Raw genomic sequence first — 23,263 nt, forward strand, 5'->3', positions numbered from 1 at the left:
AAATTAACTTGATTTGATGTATTGAGATAATTGTGATCAACTTCTAATTTGCATTTTTGTGACGTGGCTTTAGCCATGAGTAAATGCATTTCATAAAAGTTAAGTCGAATTTCACTGCAATTCATCTCTGCTTAATGTAAAAATAATGTTGAAAATAACAAATAATTAATGATTCATGCGAATTATGACCTTTGTTAGCTCTTTTGATTTTTCGTAAAAAAGAAAAGTACATGAAGGTGCTACCAGTACGAGTAACGTTAATCAAAAGTTTTATTACGTCTGGCAATAACGCAGGCCATTTTCGCGACTGGGTGGATTTAATCAGTATAATCCTCATACAATAGGTCAGGATTTACTGAACCGTTAACGGGGATTTGGTGTTGAAATTTAGAAATGGCGGAGTCAATTAATGAAGACAATATCGGAAAAATGACAGTGTCAGAATTAATTTCAATTAATCCTTCTCGTTGTTGACCAAAAAAGATATTTATCTTGATTTCATTTGTACTACGGCAATCAATATGCAGTAATTTTTGATCGCTGAGATTTTCTGTTTCATAAATGTTTTTGGCGATAGTCGGATGTATTGATGCCAGACATCTGCTCAGATAAGCCAGATCCTTTAGGGAACACCCCGCTGAGTAGAGGATGTCAGAGAATTTTTGTGTGTCAACTGTTGTCTCTGAAGCGTATGTTGCATTGACAGGAAGGGTGTTGAAAGAGATTTGAGATGGGATCATTATTTAAATCTTTCCGTGAGTAATAAAAATTAATCCCCGGGCATTGTTTGGCAATATTTGCCACAGGGAATATATAAAAATTAAAGTATTTGATTGGCATCGGTTAACTGATCAATAACCAGTGCCAGATTGGTAAACATTTTGAAAAAGCGATACTGGCTCGGAATATCTCTTTCAAAGACGAAACATTCAATGTCATTGTTTGAAAAATAAAGGACTAGTGTTGCTGATTCGTCAGGAAAAATATGGAAATATATCTGGTTACCAGAAGGAGGATAATCCAGAAGAAGGGTATCTTTGCCCGTCACATACCTGTTGTGGTCGTGGATGCTGCGCTCACACTTCATCAGAGGTGTCATGATACTCATGTATTCATCTGATGTTAATATATTAAAATCACCATCCATTTTAAAGAAACGATAAAGTAACAGTACATCCTCTTGCGTAACCGGTTCGTTTGTTTTTAGAGGGAAATAAGTGGGAACCAGAAGATGAGGTTCTAATCTATTTTGTTGAGCGCTATAACTAAATTTGAACATAAATTCCGGATCGCTCATCAATTGAGCGACATAATTATGCCTGGCTTCAAAAATTTTAACTTTTATCAGGTTAAATAAGTCTGTTTCGTCATCCTGTATTAAAAGACATTGACCATAGCAGCCAGGCTTTTTTTCATTATAAGCAGAAACGGTTATTCTGTCAGGAGTGTCAACGTTATATCCAAAAGCCAGATAGTGACCTTCCTCATCGAGATTTGTTTCCAGGTTATTTAAATTCATCACATGAAGTGTTTGCAATGCTGATTCAATGAGCTGTTGACTCTCTGAGGTAAATGTTTCGCGCTGCGTTGTATAAAGTGTATCGATTCCAACGACTATCCGATGTGGATCAAGGATGGCGGCAATCATCTTTATTACCTGCACAGTCATGGGTGATGTCATTGATTCTTTATCTGTTTTTAGAGGATCATTAGATGGCCAACCTGAGAAGCGATTGACAGCAGAACTGATATTATCAGGACTCATAGCAGCAACCTCATTGTAATCAAGCGAGGCGCTGAGCGTACTCGGCTATAGAAAAACTAACTTGCAAAAATCGCTCATTTTTCATTTATCAGGCGAAAGTGGTCTCTGTTCACTCAGAAACAATCACTCCCGCTAAGTCATACCTGTTTCATCGATACATTTAAGTGATTATTACTAATGAAACAATAACATAACGGGCTTACGGCCGGTGCTCATAAAGGCAACAATCAATTAACTTTGATAAAAATATGTTATGTAAAATAGCAACAAATTGGCTAATCTAATCAATTGGTATTATAAAAAGTGGATAGGGCGGTTCTGTTAAATAAAACACTGGTTTTTTATCTATACCTTTTCATTGTAATAATTGTGTTGCATAAATATTTCACAATAAATTAACAATAAAATCACCAATGATCTATGATTTATACATAATTAACATATTTGGTTGGTTTTGATATAAATCAATTTTTAATTCTTGAAAAAAATCTGCAAAACACGATAAATTGTCGTAGATCAAATTGGTGAGATCGTGACAATTTCGCTATAAATTGATCACTGTCGAAAAATGCAAATTTGCTCAATAAAAACCTGTTTATTGTAAGGATTTTGCGGCGTAATATAATTACGGGATCAATTTGGTTTATTCATTAACATATTTGTAACTTTTTTATCATTGTCTTTTCCTCTTTTGATGAAATGGCAACGATAGAGGCGAGCAAATAATTTTGTATTGGGGCATGCGTGTGACCCTTTCTAACGGGGTTCACTCTCGGAGTCTTCATGCGATGAGCAAGGAGTCATGATGTTAGATATAGTCGAACTGTCGCGCTTACAGTTTGCCTTGACCGCGATGTACCACTTCCTTTTTGTGCCACTGACGCTCGGTATGGCGTTCCTGCTGGCCATTATGGAAACGGTCTACGTCCTTTCCGGCAAACAGATTTATAAAGATATGACCAAGTTCTGGGGCAAGTTGTTTGGTATCAACTTCGCTCTGGGTGTGGCTACCGGTCTGACTATGGAGTTCCAGTTCGGGACTAACTGGTCTTACTATTCCCACTATGTAGGGGATATCTTCGGTGCGCCGCTGGCAATCGAAGGTCTAATGGCCTTCTTCCTCGAATCCACCTTTGTAGGTCTGTTCTTCTTCGGTTGGGATCGTCTGGGTAAAGTTCAGCATATGTGTGTCACTTGGCTGGTGGCGCTCGGTTCAAACCTGTCCGCACTGTGGATTCTGGTTGCGAACGGCTGGATGCAAAACCCAATCGCGTCCGATTTCAACTTTGAAACTATGCGTATGGAGATGGTGAGCTTCTCCGAGCTGGTGCTTAACCCGGTTGCTCAGGTGAAATTCGTTCACACTGTAGCGTCTGGTTATGTGACTGGCGCGATGTTCATCCTCGGTATCAGCGCATGGTATATGCTGAAAGGTCGTGACTTCGCCTTCGCTAAACGCTCCTTTGCTATCGCTGCCAGCTTCGGTATGGCTGCCGTTCTGTCTGTTATTGTTCTGGGTGATGAATCTGGTTACGAAATGGGCGACGTGCAGAAAACCAAACTGGCTGCTATTGAAGCCGAGTGGGAAACGCAACCTGCGCCTGCTGCCTTTACTCTGTTCGGCATTCCTGATCAGGAAGAGGAGACGAACAAATTTGCGATCCAGATCCCTTACGCGCTGGGCATCATTGCAACGCGTTCCGTGGATACTCCAGTTATCGGCCTGAAAGAACTGATGGTGCAGCATGAAGAACGCATTCGTAACGGGATGAAGGCGTACTCTCTGCTCGAACAACTGCGTTCTGGTTCTACCGACCAGGCGGTTCGTGACCAGTTCAATAGCATGAAGAAAGACCTCGGTTACGGTCTGCTGCTGAAACGCTATACGCCAAACGTGGCTGATGCGACTGAAGCGCAGATTCAACAGGCAACCAAAGACTCCATTCCGCGTGTAGCGCCGCTGTACTTCGCGTTCCGTATCATGGTGGCGTGTGGCTTCCTGCTGCTGGCAATCATCGCGCTCTCTTTCTGGAGTGTCATCCGCAACCGCATTGGCGAGAAAAAATGGCTGCTGCGCGCCGCGCTGTACGGTATTCCGCTGCCGTGGATTGCTGTAGAAGCGGGCTGGTTCGTGGCTGAATATGGCCGCCAACCGTGGGCTATCGGTGAAGTGCTGCCGACAGCTGTGGCGAACTCGTCACTGACCGCAGGCGATCTCATCTTCTCAATGGTGCTGATTTGCGGCCTGTATACCCTGTTCCTGGTGGCAGAATTGTTCTTAATGTTCAAGTTTGCACGCCTCGGCCCAAGCAGCCTGAAAACCGGTCGCTATCACTTTGAGCAGTCTTCCACGACTACTCAGCCGGCACGCTAAGACAGGAGTCGTCAAATGATCGATTATGAAGTATTGCGTTTTATCTGGTGGCTGCTGGTTGGCGTTCTGCTGATTGGTTTTGCAGTCACTGACGGTTTCGACATGGGGGTGGGCATGCTCACCCGTTTCCTCGGTCGTAACGACACCGAGCGTCGAATTATGATTAACTCCATTGCACCACACTGGGACGGTAACCAGGTTTGGCTGATCACCGCGGGCGGCGCACTCTTTGCTGCCTGGCCGATGGTCTATGCCGCTGCGTTCTCCGGATTCTATGTGGCGATGATCCTCGTGCTGGCGTCTTTGTTCTTCCGTCCGGTCGGTTTTGACTACCGCTCCAAGATTGAAGAAACCCGCTGGCGTAACATGTGGGACTGGGGCATCTTCATTGGTAGCTTCGTTCCGCCGTTGGTGATTGGTGTAGCGTTCGGTAACCTGTTGCAGGGCGTACCGTTCAACGTTGATGAATATCTGCGTCTGTACTACACCGGTAACTTCTTCCAGCTGCTTAACCCGTTCGGCCTGCTGGCTGGCGTGGTGAGCGTAGGGATGATCATTACTCAGGGCGCGACTTACCTGCAAATGCGTACCGTGGGCGAACTGCACCTGCGTACCCGTGCAACGGCTCAGGTGGCGGCACTGGTGACACTGGTCTGTTTCGCACTGGCTGGCGTATGGGTGATGTACGGTATCGATGGTTATGTCGTGAAATCGACAATGGACCATTACGCAGCCTCTAACCCGCTGAATAAAGAAGTGGTTCGTGAAGCTGGCGCATGGCTGGTTAACTTCAACAACACGCCAATTCTGTGGGCTATTCCGGCACTGGGTGTGGTTCTGCCGCTGCTGACCATCCTGACTGCACGTATGGATAAAGCCGCGTGGGCGTTTGTGTTCTCCTCCCTGACGCTGGCCTGCATCATCCTGACTGCCGGTATCGCAATGTTCCCGTTTGTGATGCCGTCCAGCACCATGATGAACGCAAGTCTGACAATGTGGGATGCAACATCCAGCCAGCTGACGCTTAACGTCATGACCTGGGTTGCGGTGGTTCTGGTACCGATCATTCTGCTCTACACCGCCTGGTGTTACTGGAAAATGTTCGGTCGTATCACCAAAGAAGATATTGAACGTAACACCCACTCTCTGTACTAAGTAAGGAGCTAAAAATGTGGTATTTCGCATGGATTCTGGGAACGCTTCTTGCCTGTTCGTTTGGGGTAATCACCGCGCTGGCGCTTGAGCACGTCGAATCAGGCAAAGCCGGTCAAGAAGACATCTGATGAGTAAGATTATCGCAACCTTGTATGCGGTAATGGACAAGCGCCCCCTGCGGGCGCTTTCCTTCGTGATGGCGCTTCTGTTAGCCGGATGTATGTTTTGGGATCCATCACGTTTCGCCGCGAAGACCAGTGAACTGGAAATCTGGCATGGTTTATTGCTGATGTGGGCCGTCTGTGCTGGTGTGATTCACGGCGTGGGCTTTCGTCCGCAGAAGGTTCTTTGGCAAGGGATTTTTTGCCCATTGCTTGCCGATATTGTTCTCATTGTCGGGCTGATTTTCTTCTTCTTTTAAATCAGAATTCTCTTTAAAAAATTATGGGCCGCTCCAGGCCCATAAATTTTTACGCTCCCTTAACTTGCCCTCATTCCCAAACCTCAATCGCGCGCGTATAGTAGCAGCGTTTAAAAGCTCTAACTTTTGTTGCATTACCGGGATGTAAAGTGAATACAACGCTGTTTCGATGGCCGGTTCGTGTCTACTATGAAGATACCGATGCCGGTGGTGTGGTGTACCACGCCAGTTACGTCGCTTTTTATGAAAGAGCACGCACAGAGATGCTGCGTCATCATCACTTCAGTCAACAGGCGCTGATGGCTGAACGCGTTGCCTTTGTGGTACGTAAAATGACGGTGGAATATTACGCACCTGCGCGGCTCGACGATATGCTCGAAATACAGACTGAAATAACATCAATGCGTGGCACCTCTTTGGTTTTCACGCAACGTATTGTCAACGCCGAGAATACTTTGCTGAATGAAGCAGAGGTTCTGGTTGTTTGCGTTGACCCACTCAAAATGAAGCCTCGTGCGCTTCCCAAGTCTATTGTCGCGGAGTTTAAGCAGTGACTGACATGAATATCCTTGATTTGTTCCTGAAGGCTAGCCTTCTGGTTAAACTTATCATGTTGATTTTGATTGGTTTTTCAATCGCATCCTGGGCCATTATTATCCAGCGGACCCGTATTCTTAACGCAGCGGCGCGCGAAGCCGAAGCGTTTGAAGATAAATTCTGGTCTGGAATCGAACTCTCTCGCCTCTATCAAGAGAGCCAGGGGAAACGGGATAATCTGACTGGTTCGGAACAAATCTTTTACAGCGGGTTCAAAGAGTTTGTGCGCCTGCATCGTGCCAATAGCCATGCGCCGGAAGCCGTAGTGGAAGGGGCGTCGCGTGCTATGCGTATCTCCATGAACCGTGAACTTGAAAATCTGGAAACGCACATTCCGTTCCTCGGTACGGTTGGCTCCATCAGCCCGTATATTGGTCTGTTTGGTACGGTCTGGGGGATCATGCACGCCTTTATCGCCCTCGGGGCGGTAAAACAAGCAACACTGCAAATGGTTGCGCCCGGTATCGCAGAAGCGTTGATTGCGACGGCAATTGGTCTGTTCGCCGCAATTCCGGCGGTAATGGCTTATAACCGTCTCAACCAGCGCGTAAACAAACTGGAACTGAATTACGACAACTTTATGGAAGAGTTTACCGCGATTCTGCACCGCCAGGCGTTTACCGTTAGCGAGAGCAACAAGGGGTAAGCCATGGCCAGAGCGCGTGGACGAGGTCGTCGCGATCTCAAGTCCGAAATCAACATTGTACCGTTGCTGGACGTACTGCTGGTGCTGTTGCTGATCTTTATGGCGACAGCGCCCATCATCACCCAGAGCGTGGAGGTCGATCTGCCAGACGCTACTGAATCACAGGCGGTGAGCAGTAACGATAATCCGCCAGTGATTGTTGAAGTGTCTGGTATTGGTCAGTACACCGTGGTGGTTGAGAAAGATCGCCTGGAGCGTTTGCCACCAGAGCAGGTGGTGGCGGAAGTGTCCAGCCGTTTCAAGGCCAACCCGAAAACGGTCTTTCTGATCGGTGGCGCAAAAGATGTGCCTTACGATGAAATAATTAAAGCACTGAACTTGTTACATAGTGCGGGTGTGAAATCGGTTGGTTTAATGACGCAGCCTATCTAAACATCTGCGTTTCCCTTGCTTGAAAGAGAGCGGGTAACAGGCGAACAGTTTTTGGAAACCGAGAGTGTCAAAGGCAACCGAACAAAACGACAAGCTCAAGCGGGCGATAATTATTTCAGCAGTGCTGCATGTCATCTTATTTGCGGCGCTGATCTGGAGTTCGTTCGATGAGAATATAGAAGCTTCAGCCGGAGGCGGCGGTGGTTCATCCATCGACGCTGTCATGGTTGATTCAGGTGCGGTAGTTGAGCAGTACAAACGCATGCAAAGCCAGGAATCAAGCGCGAAGCGTTCTGATGAGCAGCGCAAGATGAAGGAACAGCAGGCTGCTGAAGAACTGCGTGAGAAACAAGCGGCTGAACAGGAACGCCTGAAGCAACTTGAGAAAGAGCGGTTAGCTGCTCAGGAACAGAAAAAGCAGGCTGAAGAAGCCGCAAAACAGGCCGAGTTAAAGCAGAAGCAAGCGGAAGAAGCGGCAGCGAAAGCGGCGGCAGATGCTAAAGCGAAGGCCGAAGCGGATGCTAAAGCTGCGGAAGAAGCTGCGAAGAAAGCGGCTGCAGACGCGAAGAAAAAAGCAGAAGCAGAAGCCGCCAAAGCCGCAGCCGAAGCGCAGAAAAAAGTCGAGGCAGCCGCGGCGGCACTGAAGAAGAAAGCGGAAGCGGCAGAAGCAGCTGCAGCTGAAGCAAGAAAGAAAGCGGCAACTGAAGCTGCTGAAAAAGCCAAAGCAGAAGCTGAGAAGAAAGCGGCTGCTGAAAAGGCTGCAGCTGAGAAGAAAGCGGCTGCTGAAAAGGCTGCAGCTGATAAGAAAGCGGCAGCAGAGAAAGCTGCAGCCGACAAAAAAGCAGCAGAAAAAGCGGCTGCTGAAAAGGCAGCAGCTGATAAGAAAGCAGCGGCAGAAAAAGCCGCCGCAGACAAAAAAGCGGCAGCTGCAAAAGCAGCAGCTGAAAAAGCCGCTGCAGCAAAAGCTGCCGCAGAGGCAGATGATATTTTCGGTGAGCTAAGCTCTGGTAAGAATGCACCGAAAACGGGGGGAGGGGCGAAAGGGAACAATGCTTCGCCAGCCGGGAGTGGTAATACTAAAAACAATGGCGCATCAGGGGCCGATATCAATAACTATGCCGGGCAGATTAAATCTGCTATCGAAAGTAAGTTCTATGACGCATCGTCCTATGCAGGCAAAACCTGTACGCTGCGCATAAAACTGGCACCCGATGGTATGTTACTGGATATCAAACCTGAAGGTGGCGATCCCGCACTTTGTCAGGCTGCGTTGGCAGCAGCTAAACTTGCGAAGATCCCGAAACCACCAAGCCAGGCAGTATATGAAGTGTTCAAAAACGCGCCATTGGACTTCAAACCGTAATCGCGATGTTGACTGTTCCGACGGTCAACATCAGGCACCGGTTGCCACGGGGTTCTGGTAGTTTTGTGTATTTTAGTTTGTTAACATTCTGCTAAATTATCGTGGGCCATCGGTCCAGATAAGGGAGATATGATGAAGCAGGCATTACGAGTAGCATTTGGTTTTCTCATACTGTGGGCATCAGTTCTGCATGCTGAAGTCCGCATTGTGATCGACAGCGGTGTAGATTCCGGTCGTCCTATTGGAGTTGTTCCTTTCCAGTGGGCGGGTCCTGGTGCGGCACCTGAAGATATTGGCGGCATCGTTGCTGCTGACTTGCGTAACAGCGGTAAATTTAATCCGTTAGATCGCGCTCGTCTGCCACAGCAGCCGGGTAGTGCGCAGGAAGTACAACCAGCTGCATGGTCCGCACTGGGCATTGACGCTGTAGTTGTCGGTCAGGTCACTCCGAATCCGGATGGTTCTTACAATGTTGCTTATCAACTTGTTGACACTGGCGGCGCACCGGGTACTGTACTTGCTCAGAACTCGTACAAAGTGAACAAGCAGTGGCTGCGTTATGCTGGTCATACCGCCAGTGATGAAGTGTTTGAAAAACTGACCGGCATTAAAGGTGCGTTCCGTACCCGTATTGCCTACGTTGTTCAGACCAACGGCGGTCAGTTCCCGTATGAACTGCGCGTATCTGACTATGACGGTTACAACCAGTTTGTCGTTCACCGTTCACCGCAGCCGCTGATGTCTCCGGCGTGGTCACCAGACGGTTCTAAACTGGCTTATGTGACCTTCGAAAGCGGTCGTTCCGCGCTGGTCATCCAAACGCTGGCAAATGGCGCTGTACGTCAGGTGGCTTCATTCCCGCGTCACAACGGTGCACCTGCATTCTCGCCAGACGGCAGCAAACTGGCATTCGCCTTGTCGAAAACCGGTAGTCTGAACCTGTACGTAATGGATTTGGCTTCTGGTCAGATCCGCCAGGTGACGGATGGTCGCAGTAACAATACCGAACCGACCTGGTTCCCGGACAGCCAGAACCTGGCATTTACTTCTGACCAGGCCGGTCGTCCACAGGTTTATAAAGTGAATATCAACGGCGGTGCGCCACAACGTATTACCTGGGAAGGTTCGCAGAACCAGGATGCGGATGTCAGCAGCGACGGTAAATTTATGGTAATGGTCAGCTCCAATGGTGGGCAGCAGCACATTGCCAAACAAGATCTGGCAACGGGAGGCGTACAAGTTCTGTCGTCCACGTTCCTGGATGAAACGCCAAGTCTGGCACCTAACGGCACTATGGTAATCTACAGCTCTTCTCAGGGGATGGGATCCGTGCTGAATTTGGTTTCTACAGATGGGCGTTTCAAAGCGCGTCTTCCGGCAACTGATGGACAGGTCAAATTCCCTGCCTGGTCGCCGTATCTGTGATAATAATTAATTGAATAGTAAAGGAATCATTGAAATGCAACTGAACAAAGTGCTGAAAGGGCTGATGATTGCTCTGCCTGTTATGGCAATTGCGGCATGTTCTTCCAACAAGAACGCCAGCAATGACGGCAGCGAAGGCATGCTGGGTGCCGGCACTGGTATGGATGCGAACGGCGGCAATGGCAACATGTCTTCCGAAGAGCAGGCTCGTCTGCAAATGCAACAGCTGCAGCAGAACAACATCGTTTACTTCGATCTGGACAAGTACGATATCCGTTCTGACTTCGCTCAAATGCTGGATGCACACGCAAACTTCCTGCGTAGCAACCCGTCTTACAAAGTCACCGTAGAAGGTCACGCGGACGAACGTGGTACTCCGGAATACAACATCTCCCTGGGTGAACGTCGTGCGAACGCCGTTAAGATGTACCTGCAGGGTAAAGGCGTTTCTGCAGACCAGATCTCCATCGTTTCTTACGGTAAAGAAAAACCTGCAGTACTGGGTCATGACGAAGCGGCATACTCCAAAAACCGTCGTGCGGTACTGGTTTACTAAGAGAATTGCATGAGCAGTAACTTCAGACATCAACTATTGAGTCTGTCGTTACTGGTTGGTATAGCGGCCCCCTGGGCCGCTTTTGCTCAGGCACCAATCAGTAGTGTCGGCTCAGGCTCGGTCGAAGACCGCGTCACTCAACTTGAGCGTATTTCAAATGCTCACAGCCAGCTTTTAACCCAACTCCAGCAACAACTCTCTGATAATCAATCCGATATTGATTCCCTGCGTGGCCAGATTCAGGAAAATCAGTATCAACTGAATCAGGTCGTGGAGCGGCAAAAGCAGATCCTGTTGCAGATCGACAGCCTCAGCAGCGGTGGTGCAGCGGCGCAATCAACCAGCGGTGATCAAAGCGGTGCGGCGGCATCAACGACGCCGACAGCTGATGCTGGTACTGCGAATGCTGGCGCGCCGGTGAAAAGCGGCGATGCAAACACGGATTACAATGCAGCAATTGCGCTGGTGCAGGATAAATCCCGCCAGGATGACGCAATGGTGGCATTTCAGAATTTCATCAAAAATTACCCTGATTCAACTTACCTGCCAAACGCCAATTATTGGCTGGGTCAGTTAAACTACAACAAGGGTAAAAAAGATGATGCGGCGTACTATTTTGCTTCGGTAGTAAAAAACTATCCGAAGTCACCAAAGGCTGCAGATGCGATGTTTAAAGTCGGCGTCATCATGCAGGACAAAGGTGACACCGCAAAAGCGAAAGCCGTATACCAGCAGGTTATCAGTAAATACCCTGGTACTGATGGCGCTAAACAGGCACAAAAACGTCTGAACGCGATGTAATGCATAACACACGACCAGAAGTCGCATTATTTCTGGTCGTGTCGTGCGAATCATAAGCAGTTGAGTGATCTACATCGAAATTTTTGTTGCGCTCAAGTCTGAAATCAGTAATATATGCCGCCGTTGCCACGGGATATCAAACAAACCGAAAGCAACGAAAAAGTGGGTCGTTAGCTCAGTTGGTAGAGCAGTTGACTTTTAATCAATTGGTCGCAGGTTCGAATCCTGCACGACCCACCAATCGCTAAGGTGGAAGCGGTAGTAAAACGTGAAGGATAACGTTGCGTCAGCAACGGCCCGAAGGGCGAGACGAAGTCGAGTCATCCTGCACGACCCACCACTAACCTAGTTAGTTGTAGTATCCAGCGTAGTATCGGGTGATTAGCTCAGCTGGGAGAGCACCTCCCTTACAAGGAGGGGGTCGGCGGTTCGATCCCGTCATCACCCACCACCGGGTCGTTAGCTCAGTTGGTAGAGCAGTTGACTTTTAATCAATTGGTCGCAGGTTCGAATCCTGCACGACCCACCACTAATTACGGTGGGTTCGGTGGAAGTAGTTTGTAGTATCCAGCGCAGTATCGGGTGATTAGCTCAGCTGGGAGAGCACCTCCCTTACAAGGAGGGGGTCGGCGGTTCGATCCCGTCATCACCCACCACTCGGGTCGTTAGCTCAGTTGGTAGAGCAGTTGACTTTTAATCAATTGGTCGCAGGTTCGAATCCTGCACGACCCACCAATTTTAACATCAAACTCAGATGTTAAGCGTGAAGGATAACGTTGCGCCAGCAACGGCCCGTAGGGCGAGCGAAGCGAGTCATCCTGCACGACCTACCAATTTTAAAGATTGGTTCCGAGTAGAAATCTTTCAGGTAACACCCGTATGGGTCGTTAGCTCAGTTGGTAGAGCAGTTGACTTTTAATCAATTGGTCGCAGGTTCGAATCCTGCACGACCCACCAATTTAAAGGTGGTTACTGGTAGAGAACGTGAAGGATAACGTTGCGTTAGCAACGGCCCGAAGGGCGAGACGAAGTCGAGTCATCTTGCACGACCCACCATCCTGAATGATTAAAGCAGCATAATCCCGCAAGGGGTCGTTAGCTCAGTTGGTAGAGCAGTTGACTTTTAATCAATTGGTCGCAGGTTCGAATCCTGCACGACCCACCAATGTAAAAAAGCGCCCTAAAGGCGCTTTTTTGCTATCTGCGATACTCAAAGATTCGAACCTGCAGCAGGTTTGAGTTGAGCGCAGCGAAACAACGGAGCCGCTCGCGGCGACGGCCCGAAGGGCGAGCGAAGCGAGTCATCCTGCACGACCCACCAATGTAAAAAAGCGCCCTAAAGGCGCTTTTTTGCTATCAGGCATCTCTCAATTTCAATTCTTAACCCTGATGACATACTCCGCGCTTGCTGCGTAAACAACTCTACGTCGGAGGAATAAGACGCAAAGTGTGGCATTCGTCATCTCATACGTAATTCGAGTGACTTTTCCCCACCATTCGACTATCTTGTTTAGCATATAAAACAAATTTCACCGATAACAGCGAATATTACGCTCATGTCGGTTTTAACGTTAAGCCTGTAAAACGAGATGGTAAGATGAGCGTGATGTTTGATCCAGACACGGCGATTTATCCTTTCCCCCCGAAGCCGACACCGTTAAGCATTGATGAAAAAGCGTATTACCGCGAGAAGATAAAATGTCTGCTAAAAGAACGTAATGCGGTGATGGTTGCCCATTACTATACCGATCCCGAAATTCAACAACTGGCAGAAGAAACCGGTGGCTGTATTTCTGATTCTCTGGAAATGGCGCGCTTCGGTGCAAAGCATCCCGCTTCTACGTTGTTAGTCGCTGGGGTGAGATTTATGGGAGAAACCGCCAAAATTCTCAGTCCGGAAAAAACAATTCTGATGCCGACACTTCAGGCTGAATGTTCACTGGATCTCGGCTGCCCTGTTGAGGAATTTAACGCATTTTGCGATGCCCATCCCGATCGTACTGTCGTCGTCTACGCCAACACTTCTGCTGCGATAAAAGCGCGGGCAGATTGGGTGGTAACTTCAAGCATTGCCGTCGAACTTATTGATCATCTGGATAGTTTGGGTGAAAAAATCATCTGGGCACCCGACAAACATCTGGGGCGTTACGTGCAAAAACAGACGGGCGCAGACATTTTATGCTGGCAGGGTGCCTGCATTGTGCATGATGAATTTAAGACTCAGGCGTTAACCCGCTTGCAAGAAGAATACCCGCATGCTGCCATACTGGTGCATCCAGAATCACCACAAGCTATTGTCGATATGGCGGATGCGGTCGGTTCCACCAGTCAACTGATCGCTGCTGCGAAAACATTGCCACATCAGAGGCTTATTGTGGCAACCGATCGGGGTATTTTCTACAAAATGCAGCAGGCGGTGCCAGATAAAGAGTTACTGGAAGCACCAACCGCAGGTGAGGGTGCAACCTGCCGCAGCTGCGCGCATTGTCCGTGGATGGCCATGAATGGCCTTCAGGCCATCGCAGAGGCATTAGAACAGGAAGGAAGCAATCACGAGGTTCATGTTGATGAAAGGCTGCGAGAGAGGGCGCTGGTGCCGCTCAATCGTATGCTGGATTTTGCGGCTACACTACGTGGATAACGAATAATAAGGCGTAACGTTACGCTTTGGGGGAAAGATGGGTTTTTTTAGTGTGCAGAATATCCTGGTACATATACCAATAGGAGCAGGCGGTTATGATCTCTCATGGATCGAAGCGGTAGGCACGATCGCCGGGTTGCTGTGTATTGGCCTTGCCAGTCTGGAGAAGATCAGCAACTACTTCTTTGGCCTGATCAACGTCACCTTGTTTGGCATTATTTTCTTTCAGATTCAGCTGTATGCCAGCCTGCTATTACAGGTGTTTTTCTTTGCCGCGAATATTTACGGTTGGTATGCGTGGTCGCGACAAACCAGTCAGAACGAGGCGGAGTTGAAAATTCGCTGGTTGCCATTGCCGAAGGCGCTAAGCTGGTTAGCGGTTTGCGTTGTTTCGATTGGTCTGATGACGGTATTTATCAATCCGGTATTTGCATTTTTGACCCGCGTGGCAGTCATGATCATGCAAGCATTAGGATTACAGGTTGCGATGCCTGAACTGCAACCGGACGCTTTCCCGTTCTGGGATTCCTGCATGATGGTGTTATCTATCGTGGCAATGATTCTGATGACGCGTAAGTATGTGGAAAACTGGCTGTTGTGGGTGATTATTAACGTGATTAGCGTCGTTATTTTTGCACTTCAGGGCGTTTACGCCATGTCTCTGGAGTACATCATCCTGACCTTTATTGCCCTCAACGGCAGCCGGATGTGGATCAACAGCGCACGCGAAAGAGGTTCACGCGCGCTGTCCCATTAATGGTGATGATGTGAATGGCCAGACACCCCTTCATTCAGGTGGCAGTCTGGCCCATGACAAGGTTGATATTCCATCTGAATAGTGGCGTGCTCAATCTGATAGTGATCCATCAGGTAGTGTTGGATCTGATCTAACAAGGCATCGTGATCGTGTGGCGGGATCACCTGCACATGCAGCGTCATCACCGGCTTCTCGCCTACCATCCATACATGTACATGGTGCACATTGCGGACTTCCGGGATTTCCCGGCACATACGACGCTTCAGTTCGGCGATATCCAGCGATACCGGTGCACCTTCAAGTAATTCATTCACGCTATCTTTCAACAGTCGCCACGCGCTACGCAGAACCAGAAGCGACACCAGTATTGAGAGAATGGGGTCAGCAGGTGTCCAGCCGGTCCAGATAATAATCAACGCGGCAATAATAGCCCCAACCGAACCCAGCAGGTCCCCGAGCACATGCAGTGCCGCTGCTCGCACGTTGAGGTTTTTCTCTTCGCTGCCGTGATGAAGTAACCAGAAAGAAAGTATATTTGCCAGCAGCCCAGCCACGGCAATTGCCATCATCATGCCGCCCTCGACCGGACGCGGAGTGCGGAAGCGTTCTATCGCCTCCCAGACAATCAAAATAGTAATCACCACCAGGGCGATGGCATTCACAAACGCCGCGAGCGTGGTCAATCTTAGCCAACCGAAAGTGTGGCGAATGGTGGGAGGACGACGGGAAAATTGCACTGCGAGTAGGGCGAAAAGCAGGGCGGCAGTATCGGTCAACATATGACCCGCATCGGCCAGCAATGCCAGAGAACCGGAAAGAAAACCACCAATGACTTCTACGAGCATAAACCCGGCAGTCACGCCGAAAGCATACAACAAGCGACGAGCATTATTATCTTCTGGCAGGTGTGAGGAAGTGTGTGAGTGTGAGTGCGCCATGACGAGTCATCCCTTAATTATTCTCACTTAACTTTATGACATCATACTGCTTTTAGAAGGGAAAAATTAAAAGGGAGAGACTCCGCTCTCCCATTATTGGCTATTTCGCAGGGTTACTGCGTGGTACCGTCGGTTTTGGTATCGACATCATTGTTGATGCCATCACCGGTTTGGACTTTTTTATTGATATCCGGGCAGCGACCATCTTTGCACATGGTGTTCTTGTGCTCTTCATCTTTGGTCATGCCGTCATTGTTCATTGAAGAACCATCCGGATGCAGCATTGTGCCACCAGAACCGGTATTTACCCCGTTATTGTCGACGTTATTTGGCGCGACATTTTCACGGGCATCAGGGGCTACCTGGCCCGCATCAGCTGCGGCGTTTGCCTGGCCGTTATTGCTTTGCGCTCCGCTATCGGCAGCCAGTGCGGCACCGCTGGCAAGGCTTAGAGTGGCAGTCAAAAATAGTGTGGCCAGTTTTGTCATTTTCATAGGATGCTCCTGTTATGGTCGTTATGTCGGATAACCTCTTCCAACAGTGCATTTGCAGGTGAATATAGGCAATGGTTTAAGATTTCAGCCAGGCTAAGATACCCAGCAGAGAATCTTGAAATAATTAACAAACAAAGGAGTTACAGTTAGAAATTGTAGGAGAGATCTCGTTTTTCGCGACAATCTGGCGTTTTTCTTGCTAATTCCAGGATTAATCCGTTCATAGTGTAAAACCCCGTTTACACATTCTGACGGAAGATATAGATTGGAAGTATTGCATTCACTAAGATAAGTATGGCAACACTGGAACAGACATGAATTATCAGAACGACGATTTACGCATCAAAGAAATCAAAGAGTTACTTCCTCCTGTCGCATTGCTGGAAAAATTCCCCGCTACTGAAAATGCCGCGAATACGGTCGCCCATGCCCGAAAAGCGATCCATAAAATCCTGAAAGGTAATGATGATCGCCTGTTGGTGGTGATTGGTCCGTGCTCAATTCATGATCCTGTCGCGGCTAAAGAGTATGCCGCTCGCTTGCTGACGCTGCGTGAAGAGCTGCAAGATGAGCTGGAAATCGTGATGCGCGTCTATTTTGAAAAGCCGCGTACTACGGTGGGCTGGAAAGGGCTGATTAACGATCCGCATATGGATAACAGCTTCCAGATCAACGACGGTCTGCGTATTGCCCGCAAATTGCTGCTCGATATTAACGACAGCGGTCTGCCAGCGGCGGGTGAATTCCTGGATATGATCACCCCACAATATCTCGCTGACCTGATGAGCTGGGGCGCAATTGGCGCACGTACTACGGAATCGCAGGTGCACCGCGAACTGGCATCAGGGCTTTCTTGCCCGGTAGGCTTCAAAAATGGCACTGATGGTACGATTAAAGTGGCTATCGATGCCATTAATGCCGCCGGTGCGCCGCACTGCTTCCTGTCCGTAACGAAATGGGGGCATTCGGCGATTGTGAATACCAGCGGTAACGGCGATTGCCATATCATTCTGCGCGGCGGTAAAGAGCCTAACTACAGTGCGAAGCACGTTGCTGAAGTGAAAGAAGGGCTGAACAAAGCAGGCCTGCCAGCACAGGTGATGATCGATTTCAGCCATGCTAATTCGTCCAAACAATTCAAAAAGCAGATGGATGTTTGTGCTGACGTTTGCCAGCAGATTGCCGGTGGCGAAAAGGCCATTATTGGCGTGATGGTGGAAAGCCATCTGGTGGAAGGCAATCAGAGCCTCGAGAGTGGGGAACCGCTGGCCTATGGCAAGAGCATCACCGATGCCTGCATTGGCTGGGATGATACCGATGCTCTGTTACGTCAACTGGCGAATGCAGTAAAAGCGCGTCGCGGGTAAGGTTTAATTGTCGGATGCGCCGTCAGAGTGGCGTATCCGATGAATCACCGTAGCCCTGACAAGACGCGCAGCGTCGCATCAGGCAATGTGCTCCATTGTTAGCAACGACAAACAAAAAAGCCGACTCACTTGCAGTCGGCTTTCTCATTTTTAAGCGAATGACGTTTACTTCGCTTTACCCTGGTTCGCAACGGCCGCTGCTTTCGCCGCGATCTCGTCAGCATTACCCAGATAATAGCGTTTCAACGGTTTGAAATTCTCGTCGAACTCATACACCAGTGGCACACCAGTCGGGATATTCAGCTCAAGAATCTCTTCTTCGCTCATGTTATCGAGATATTTCACCAGCGCACGTAACGAGTTACCGTGTGCGGCGATGATTACGCGCTCACCGCTCTTCATACGCGGCAGAATGGTTTCATTCCAGTAAGGGATCACGCGGTCAATGGTCAGCGCCAGGCTTTCCGTCAGTGGCAGTTCTTTCTCGCTCAGCTTCGCGTAACGTGGATCGTGACCCGGATAACGCTCATCATCTTTAGTCAGTTCCGGCGGAGTCACTGCAAAACCACGACGCCACTGTTTCACCTGCTCGTCGCCATACTTTTCAGCGGTTTCTGCTTTGTTCAGACCCTGCAACGCACCATAGTGACGTTCGTTCAGTTTCCAGGATTTCTCAACGGGCAGCCATGCCTGATCCAGTTCGTCCAGCACATTCCACAGGGTATGGATAGCGCGTTTCAGCACAGAGGTGTAAGCAAAGTCAAAGCTGTAACCTTCCTCTTTCAGCAGCTTACCTGCTGCTTTTGCTTCGCTTACGCCTTTCTCAGACAGATCCACGTCGTACCAACCGGTGAAACGGTTTTCTTTGTTCCACTGACTTTCGCCATGACGAACCAGAACCAGCTTAGTTACAGCCATATACTTACTCCTCAAATCATCTTTTAATGATAATAATTCTCATTATATTGCCGTGACGAAGCAACAGCAATGCTTACGCATAACCATAGCGAAAATAGTGTCGCAGTGTAAGGTTGTTGTGAATATTGAGTTGCAAATATGTCGGTGTTCGCTGGTGATTTGAACAATATGAAGATAAAGCCCTCATGACGAGGGCTTAACATTACTCAGCAATAAACTGATATTCCGTCAGGCTGGAATACTCTTCGCCAGGACGCAGGAAGCAGTCCGGTTGCGGCCATTCAGGGTGGTTCGGGCTGTCCGGCAGAAACTCGCTTTCCAGAGCCAGCCCATGCCAGTCGGCGTAAGGTTCGGTTCCCCGCGACGGTGTGCCGCCGAGGAAGTTGCCGGAGTAGAATTGCAGAGCCGGAGCGGTGGTGTAGACCTTCAGCTGCAATTTTTCATCTGCTGACCAGACATGCGCCGCCACTTTCTTGCCATCGCCTTTGGCCTGTAACAAGAATGCGTGATCGTAACCTTTCACTTTGCGCTGATCGTCGTCGGCAAGAAACTCACTGGCGATGATTTTGGCGCTGCGGAAATCAAAAGACGTTCCGGCGACAGATTTCAGGCCGTCGAGCGGAATGCCGCCTTCATCAACCGGCAGATATTCGTCCGCCAGAATCTGCAACTTGTGATTGCGCACGTCAGACTGCTCGCCGTCAAGATTGAAATAGACGTGATTAGTCATATTCACCGGGCAAGGTTTATCAACTGTGGCGCGATAAGTAATGGAGATACGGTTATCGTCGGTCAGACGATATTGCACCGTCGCACCGAGATTACCCGGGAAGCCCTGATCGCCATCATCTGAACTCAGGGCAAACAGTACCTGACGATCGTTCTGGTTCACAATCTGCCAGCGACGTTTGTCGAACCCTTCCGGGCCGCCGTGCAGCTGGTTAACGCCCTGACTTGGCGAAAGCGTCACGGTTTCACCGTCAAAGGTATAACGGCTATTGGCGATACGGTTGGCATAACGACCAATAGAGGCCCCCAGAAACGCGGCCTGATCCTGATAGCATTCCGGGCTGGCACAGCCGAGCAGCGCCTCGCGGACGCTGCCATCGGAAAGCGGAATACGGGCTGAAAGTAAAGTCGCACCCCAGTCCATCAGCGTGACTACCATCCCTGCGTTGTTACGCAAAGTTAACAGTCGGTACGGCTGACCATCGGGTGCCAGTGCGGGAGTTTCGTTCAGCACTGTCCTGCTCCTTGTGATGGTTTACAAACGTAAAAAGTCTCTTTAATACCTGTTTTTGCTTCATATTGTTCAGCGACAGCTTGCTGTACGGCAGGCACCAGCTCTTCCGGGATCAGCGCGACGATACAGCCGCCAAATCCGCCGCCGGTCATGCGTACGCCACCTTTGTCACCAATCACAGCTTTGACGATTTCTACCAGAGTGTCAATTTGCGGCACGGTGATTTCGAAATCATCGCGCATAGAGGCATGAGACTCCGCCATCAACTCGCCCATACGTTTCAGGTCGCCTTGCTCCAGCGCGCTGGCAGCTTCAACGGTGCGGGCGTTTTCAGTCAGGATATGACGCACGCGTTTCGCCACGATTGGGTCCAGTTCATGCGCAACAGCGTTGAACTCTTCAATGGTGACATCGCGCAGGGCTGGCTGCTGGAAGAAACGCGCACCGGTTTCGCACTGTTCACGACGGGTGTTGTATTCGCTGCCAACCAGGGTACGTTTGAAGTTACTGTTGATGATGACGACAGCCACACCTTTGGGCATGGAAACTGCTTTGGTCCCCAGTGAGCGGCAGTCAATCAGCAAGGCATGATCTTTCTTGCCGAGTGCTGAAATTAGCTGATCCATGATCCCGCAGTTACAGCCAACAAACTGGTTTTCTGCTTCCTGACCGTTAAGCGCGATTTGTGCGCCGTCCAGCGGCAGATGATAAAGCTGCTGCAATACGGTTCCGACCGCGACTTCCAGTGAAGCGGAAGAACTTAACCCAGCACCCTGCGGCACATTGCCGCTGATCACCATGTCCACACCGCCGAAGCTGTTGTTACGCAGTTGCAGATGTTTCACCACGCCACGAACGTAGTTCGCCCATTGATAGTTTTCATGCGCGACAATGGGCGCATCGAGGGAAAACTCGTCGAGCTGATTTTCATAATCGGCTGCCATCACGCGAACTTTACGGTCATCGCGTGGTGCACAACTGATCACGGTTTGATAATCAATCGCGCAGGGCAGAACGAAACCGTCGTTGTAGTCGGTGTGTTCACCAATCAAATTCACGCGGCCAGGCGCCTGAATGGTGTGAGTGGCAGGGTAGCCAAATGCGTTGGCAAACAGAGATTGTGTTTTTTCTTTCAGACTCATTTCTTACACTCCGGATTCGCGAAAATGGATATCGCTGACTGCGCGCAAACGCTCTGCTGCCTGTTCTGCGGTCAGGTCTCGCTGGGTCTCTGCCAGCATTTCATAACCAACCATAAATTTACGTACGGTGGCGGAGCGCAACAGAGGCGGATAAAAGTGCGCGTGCAGCTGCCAGTGTTGATTCTCTTCGCCATTAAACGGTGCGCCGTGCCAGCCCATAGAGTAGGGGAAGGAGCACTGGAAGAGGTTGTCATAACGACTGGTCAGCTTTTTCAACGCCAGCGCCAAATCGCTGCGCTGGCCGTCGGTCAAATCGGTGATCCGCAAAACGTGGGCTTTGGGCAGTAGTAGCGTTTCGAACGGCCAGGCAGCCCAGTAAGGCACTACGGCTAACCAGTGTTCGGTTTCGACAACGGTACGGCTACCGTCTGCCAGCTCGCGCTGAACATAATCCACCAGCATTGGTGATTTCTGTTCGGCAAAATATTCTTTTTGCAGGCGGTCTTCACGCTCAGCTTCGTTAGGCAGGAAGCTATTTGCCCAAATCTGTCCGTGCGGATGCGGGTTAGAGCAGCCCATCGCCGCACCTTTGTTTTCAAAGACCTGCACCCATGGGTATGTTTTCCCCAGTTCTGCGGTTTGCTCCTGCCAGGTTTTGACGATTTCCGTCAATGCCGCAACGCTCAGTTCTGGCAACGTTTTACTGTGATCCGGTGAAAAGCAGATCACCCGGCTGGTACCGCGCGCGCTCTGGCAACGCATCAGCGGATCTTTGCTTTCTGGCGCATCTGGCGTGTCAGACATCAAGGCCGCAAAGTCATTAGTGAAAACGTAAGTCCCGGTGTAATCGGGGTTTTTATCGCCTGTCACCCGCACATTACCTGCGCAGAGGAAGCAATCTGGATCATGCGCAGGTAACACCTGTTTGGCTGGCGTTTCCTGCGCCCCCTGCCAGGGGCGCTTAGCGCGGTGCGGTGAAACCAGAATCCATTGCCCGGTGAGCGGGTTGTAGCGGCGATGTGGATGATCAACGGGATTAAATTGCGTCATGGTCGTTCCTTAATCGGGATATCCCTGTGGATGGCGTGACTGCCAGTGCCAGGTGTCCTGCGCCATTTCATCGAGTGTGCGCGTCACGCGCCAGTTCAGTTCACGGTCGGCTTTGCTGGCGTCCGCCCAGTAGGCCGGAAGGTCGCCCTCGCGACGCGGTGCAAAATGATAGTTAACCGGTTTGCCGCAGGCTTTGCTGAAGGCATTAACCACGTCCAGCACGCTGCTGCCTACGCCAGCGCCGAGGTTGTAGATGTGTACGCCTGGCTTGTTCGCCAGTTTCTCCATCGCCACGACGTGACCGTCCGCCAGATCCATTACGTGGATGTAATCGCGTACGCCAGTACCGTCTTCGGTCGGATAATCGTTACCAAAAATCGCCAGCGAGTCGCGACGGCCTACAGCAACCTGGGCGATGTATGGCATCAGGTTATTCGGAATGCCTTGCGGATCTTCGCCCATATCGCCCGACGGATGTGCGCCAACCGGGTTGAAGTAGCGCAGCAGGGCAATGCTCCAGTCCGGCTGGGCTTTTTGCAGATCGGTGAGGATCTGTTCAACCATCAGTTTGCTTTTGCCGTAAGGGCTTTGCGGTGTGCCGGTCGGGAAGCTTTCAACGTATGGAATTTTGGGCTGATCGCCATAAACGGTGGCAGAGGAGCTAAAAATAAAGTTTTTGACGTTCGCGGCGCGCATGGCGCTAATCAGGCGGAGAGTACCGTTGACATTGTTGTCGTAATATTCCAGCGGTTTTTGTACCGATTCGCCAACGGCTTTCAGCCCGGCGAAGTGGATCACGGTGTCGATAGCGTGATCGTGCAGGATCTCGGTCATCAACGCTTCGTTACGAATATCGCCTTCAACAAACGTTGGATGTTTGCCGCCTAAACGCTCGATAACGGGCAGTACGCTGCGCTTACTGTTACAGAGGTTATCAAGAATGATGACATCATGACCGTTTTGCAGTAATTGCACACAGGTATGACTTCCAATGTAACCGCTACCACCGGTAACCAGAACTCTCATAATTCGCTCCATTAGGCTTATGGTATGAAATAACCATAGCATAACAAAGATGCGAAAAGTGTGACATGGAATAAATTAGTGGAATCGTTTACACAAGAATTTAGCCGTTTTTTATGCGCGATTAAGTGATTATAAAACAGAGGGTTTATGAA

The 23,263-nt window shown here is 49.6% G+C and carries 23 protein-coding genes, 7 tRNA genes and 1 other RNA gene; 22 read left to right on the forward strand and 9 right to left on the reverse strand.

Features of this window, described 5'->3' with window-relative positions:
• Positions 1-317 precede the first annotated feature (317 nt).
• Both ACJHWK_RS18975 and ACJHWK_RS18980 read right to left on the reverse strand, forming a co-directional pair.
• Positions 318-740, reverse strand: a complete 423-nt coding sequence (locus tag ACJHWK_RS18975) for a hypothetical protein (protein ID WP_000613113.1) — start codon at positions 738-740, stop codon at positions 318-320.
• Between the two features lie 80 nt (positions 741-820).
• Positions 821-1,765 carry a hypothetical protein gene (locus ACJHWK_RS18980; RefSeq protein WP_001305591.1) on the reverse strand — a complete coding sequence of 315 codons (945 nt, stop codon included), beginning with the start codon at positions 1,763-1,765 and terminating at the stop codon, positions 821-823.
• 805 nt (positions 1,766-2,570) lie between these two features.
• On the opposite strand from ACJHWK_RS18980, the gene cydA reads away from it, so the two are divergent.
• The 21 genes from cydA to pnuC all read left to right on the forward strand — a co-directional run bounded on the left by cydA (position 2,571) and on the right by pnuC (position 14,933).
• Positions 2,571-4,139 (forward strand): cytochrome ubiquinol oxidase subunit I, encoded by a 1,569-nt coding sequence (gene cydA, locus ACJHWK_RS18985; RefSeq protein ID WP_000884361.1) that lies wholly within the window; start codon positions 2,571-2,573, stop codon positions 4,137-4,139.
• Between the two features lie 15 nt (positions 4,140-4,154).
• Complete coding sequence (cydB, locus tag ACJHWK_RS18990) at positions 4,155-5,294, forward strand: cytochrome d ubiquinol oxidase subunit II (protein WP_000568275.1); 1,140 nt, start codon at positions 4,155-4,157, stop codon at positions 5,292-5,294.
• A 14-nt stretch (positions 5,295-5,308) separates the two neighbouring features.
• A complete protein-coding gene (gene cydX / locus ACJHWK_RS18995; protein WP_000270282.1) occupies positions 5,309-5,422 on the forward strand; it encodes a cytochrome bd-I oxidase subunit CydX in 114 nt (37 codons plus the stop codon).
• The gene (ybgE, locus tag ACJHWK_RS19000) at positions 5,422-5,715 is read left to right on the forward strand and encodes a cyd operon protein YbgE (protein ID WP_000034602.1); all 294 of its coding nucleotides are present in this window, start codon (positions 5,422-5,424) and stop codon (positions 5,713-5,715) included. Before cydX ends, ybgE begins: the two co-directional genes overlap by 1 nt.
• 149 nt (positions 5,716-5,864) lie before the next feature.
• Positions 5,865-6,269 carry a tol-pal system-associated acyl-CoA thioesterase gene (gene ybgC / locus ACJHWK_RS19005; protein WP_001098384.1) on the forward strand — a complete coding sequence of 135 codons (405 nt, stop codon included), beginning with the start codon at positions 5,865-5,867 and terminating at the stop codon, positions 6,267-6,269.
• Positions 6,266-6,958 (forward strand): Tol-Pal system protein TolQ, encoded by a 693-nt coding sequence (gene tolQ / locus ACJHWK_RS19010; protein ID WP_000131314.1) that lies wholly within the window; start codon positions 6,266-6,268, stop codon positions 6,956-6,958. The genes ybgC and tolQ overlap by 4 nt, the downstream gene beginning before the upstream one ends.
• 3 nt (positions 6,959-6,961) lie before the next feature.
• Positions 6,962-7,390 carry a colicin uptake protein TolR gene (tolR, locus tag ACJHWK_RS19015; RefSeq protein ID WP_000090097.1) on the forward strand — a complete coding sequence of 143 codons (429 nt, stop codon included), beginning with the start codon at positions 6,962-6,964 and terminating at the stop codon, positions 7,388-7,390.
• A gap of 64 nt (positions 7,391-7,454) precedes the next feature.
• The gene (gene tolA / locus ACJHWK_RS19020; protein ID WP_021523047.1) at positions 7,455-8,753 is read left to right on the forward strand and encodes a cell envelope integrity protein TolA; all 1,299 of its coding nucleotides are present in this window, start codon (positions 7,455-7,457) and stop codon (positions 8,751-8,753) included.
• A gap of 132 nt (positions 8,754-8,885) precedes the next feature.
• Positions 8,886-10,178, forward strand: coding sequence for a Tol-Pal system beta propeller repeat protein TolB (tolB, locus tag ACJHWK_RS19025; RefSeq protein WP_001295307.1), 1,293 nt, complete (start codon positions 8,886-8,888; stop codon positions 10,176-10,178).
• A 34-nt stretch (positions 10,179-10,212) separates the two neighbouring features.
• Positions 10,213-10,734: a peptidoglycan-associated lipoprotein Pal gene (gene pal / locus ACJHWK_RS19030; protein WP_001295306.1), complete on the forward strand. Its 522-nt coding sequence runs from the start codon at positions 10,213-10,215 to the stop codon at positions 10,732-10,734.
• A 9-nt stretch (positions 10,735-10,743) separates the two neighbouring features.
• On the forward strand, positions 10,744-11,535 hold the full coding sequence (gene cpoB / locus ACJHWK_RS19035; RefSeq protein ID WP_000097569.1) for a cell division protein CpoB: 792 nt from the start codon (positions 10,744-10,746) through the stop codon (positions 11,533-11,535).
• A 164-nt stretch (positions 11,536-11,699) separates the two neighbouring features.
• Positions 11,700-11,775: transfer RNA gene (locus ACJHWK_RS19040), tRNA-Lys, on the forward strand.
• Between the two features lie 135 nt (positions 11,776-11,910).
• Positions 11,911-11,986 (forward strand) — tRNA-Val (locus ACJHWK_RS19045).
• 2 nt (positions 11,987-11,988) lie between these two features.
• A tRNA-Lys gene (locus ACJHWK_RS19050) sits at positions 11,989-12,064 on the forward strand.
• 51 nt (positions 12,065-12,115) lie between these two features.
• Positions 12,116-12,191, forward strand: a tRNA-Val gene (locus tag ACJHWK_RS19055).
• A 3-nt stretch (positions 12,192-12,194) separates the two neighbouring features.
• Positions 12,195-12,270 (forward strand) — tRNA-Lys (locus tag ACJHWK_RS19060).
• 146 nt (positions 12,271-12,416) lie between these two features.
• Positions 12,417-12,492: transfer RNA gene (locus ACJHWK_RS19065), tRNA-Lys, on the forward strand.
• A 132-nt stretch (positions 12,493-12,624) separates the two neighbouring features.
• Positions 12,625-12,700 (forward strand) — tRNA-Lys (locus ACJHWK_RS19070).
• 30 nt (positions 12,701-12,730) lie between these two features.
• Positions 12,731-12,856: non-coding RNA, RtT sRNA (locus tag ACJHWK_RS19075), on the forward strand.
• A 276-nt stretch (positions 12,857-13,132) separates the two neighbouring features.
• Positions 13,133-14,176 carry a quinolinate synthase NadA gene (gene nadA / locus ACJHWK_RS19080; RefSeq protein WP_410234896.1) on the forward strand — a complete coding sequence of 348 codons (1,044 nt, stop codon included), beginning with the start codon at positions 13,133-13,135 and terminating at the stop codon, positions 14,174-14,176.
• Positions 14,177-14,213: 37 nt separating this feature from the next.
• Positions 14,214-14,933, forward strand: coding sequence for a nicotinamide riboside transporter PnuC (gene pnuC / locus ACJHWK_RS19085; RefSeq protein ID WP_001578005.1), 720 nt, complete (start codon positions 14,214-14,216; stop codon positions 14,931-14,933).
• Here the strand turns inward: pnuC and zitB are convergent.
• Together zitB and ACJHWK_RS19095 are read right to left on the reverse strand one after the other, a co-directional pair.
• Positions 14,930-15,871 carry a CDF family zinc transporter ZitB gene (gene zitB / locus ACJHWK_RS19090; RefSeq protein ID WP_000951276.1) on the reverse strand — a complete coding sequence of 314 codons (942 nt, stop codon included), beginning with the start codon at positions 15,869-15,871 and terminating at the stop codon, positions 14,930-14,932. The two genes, pnuC and zitB, sit on opposite strands and share 4 nt — an antisense overlap.
• 113 nt (positions 15,872-15,984) lie before the next feature.
• Positions 15,985-16,365 (reverse strand): YbgS-like family protein, encoded by a 381-nt coding sequence (locus ACJHWK_RS19095; RefSeq protein WP_000784342.1) that lies wholly within the window; start codon positions 16,363-16,365, stop codon positions 15,985-15,987.
• Positions 16,366-16,679: 314 nt separating this feature from the next.
• Here ACJHWK_RS19095 and aroG point away from each other — a divergent pair, with 314 nt between their 5' ends.
• Complete coding sequence (aroG, locus tag ACJHWK_RS19100; RefSeq protein ID WP_001109181.1) at positions 16,680-17,732, forward strand: 3-deoxy-7-phosphoheptulonate synthase AroG; 1,053 nt, start codon at positions 16,680-16,682, stop codon at positions 17,730-17,732.
• Between the two features lie 165 nt (positions 17,733-17,897).
• Here aroG and gpmA read toward each other — a convergent pair whose 3' ends face one another.
• The 5 genes from gpmA to galE form a co-directional block, all read right to left on the reverse strand.
• On the reverse strand, positions 17,898-18,650 hold the full coding sequence (gene gpmA / locus ACJHWK_RS19105; protein WP_001295305.1) for a 2,3-diphosphoglycerate-dependent phosphoglycerate mutase: 753 nt from the start codon (positions 18,648-18,650) through the stop codon (positions 17,898-17,900).
• A 202-nt stretch (positions 18,651-18,852) separates the two neighbouring features.
• Positions 18,853-19,893: a galactose-1-epimerase gene (gene galM / locus ACJHWK_RS19110; RefSeq protein WP_001522627.1), complete on the reverse strand. Its 1,041-nt coding sequence runs from the start codon at positions 19,891-19,893 to the stop codon at positions 18,853-18,855.
• Positions 19,887-21,035 carry a galactokinase gene (gene galK, locus ACJHWK_RS19115; protein WP_000053415.1) on the reverse strand — a complete coding sequence of 383 codons (1,149 nt, stop codon included), beginning with the start codon at positions 21,033-21,035 and terminating at the stop codon, positions 19,887-19,889. The genes galM and galK overlap by 7 nt, the downstream gene beginning before the upstream one ends.
• A gap of 3 nt (positions 21,036-21,038) precedes the next feature.
• On the reverse strand, positions 21,039-22,085 hold the full coding sequence (gene galT / locus ACJHWK_RS19120; protein WP_001522630.1) for a galactose-1-phosphate uridylyltransferase: 1,047 nt from the start codon (positions 22,083-22,085) through the stop codon (positions 21,039-21,041).
• Positions 22,086-22,094: 9 nt separating this feature from the next.
• Entirely contained in the window at positions 22,095-23,111 is a 1,017-nt protein-coding gene (gene galE, locus ACJHWK_RS19125) for a UDP-glucose 4-epimerase GalE (RefSeq protein WP_001265443.1), read from the reverse strand.
• Between the last annotated feature and the right edge of the window lie 152 nt (positions 23,112-23,263).

Origin of the sequence: Escherichia sp. WS547 (genome assembly GCF_046486065.1) — a bacterium.
GTDB classification, from domain to species: Bacteria; Pseudomonadota; Gammaproteobacteria; order Enterobacterales; family Enterobacteriaceae; genus Escherichia; species Escherichia coli.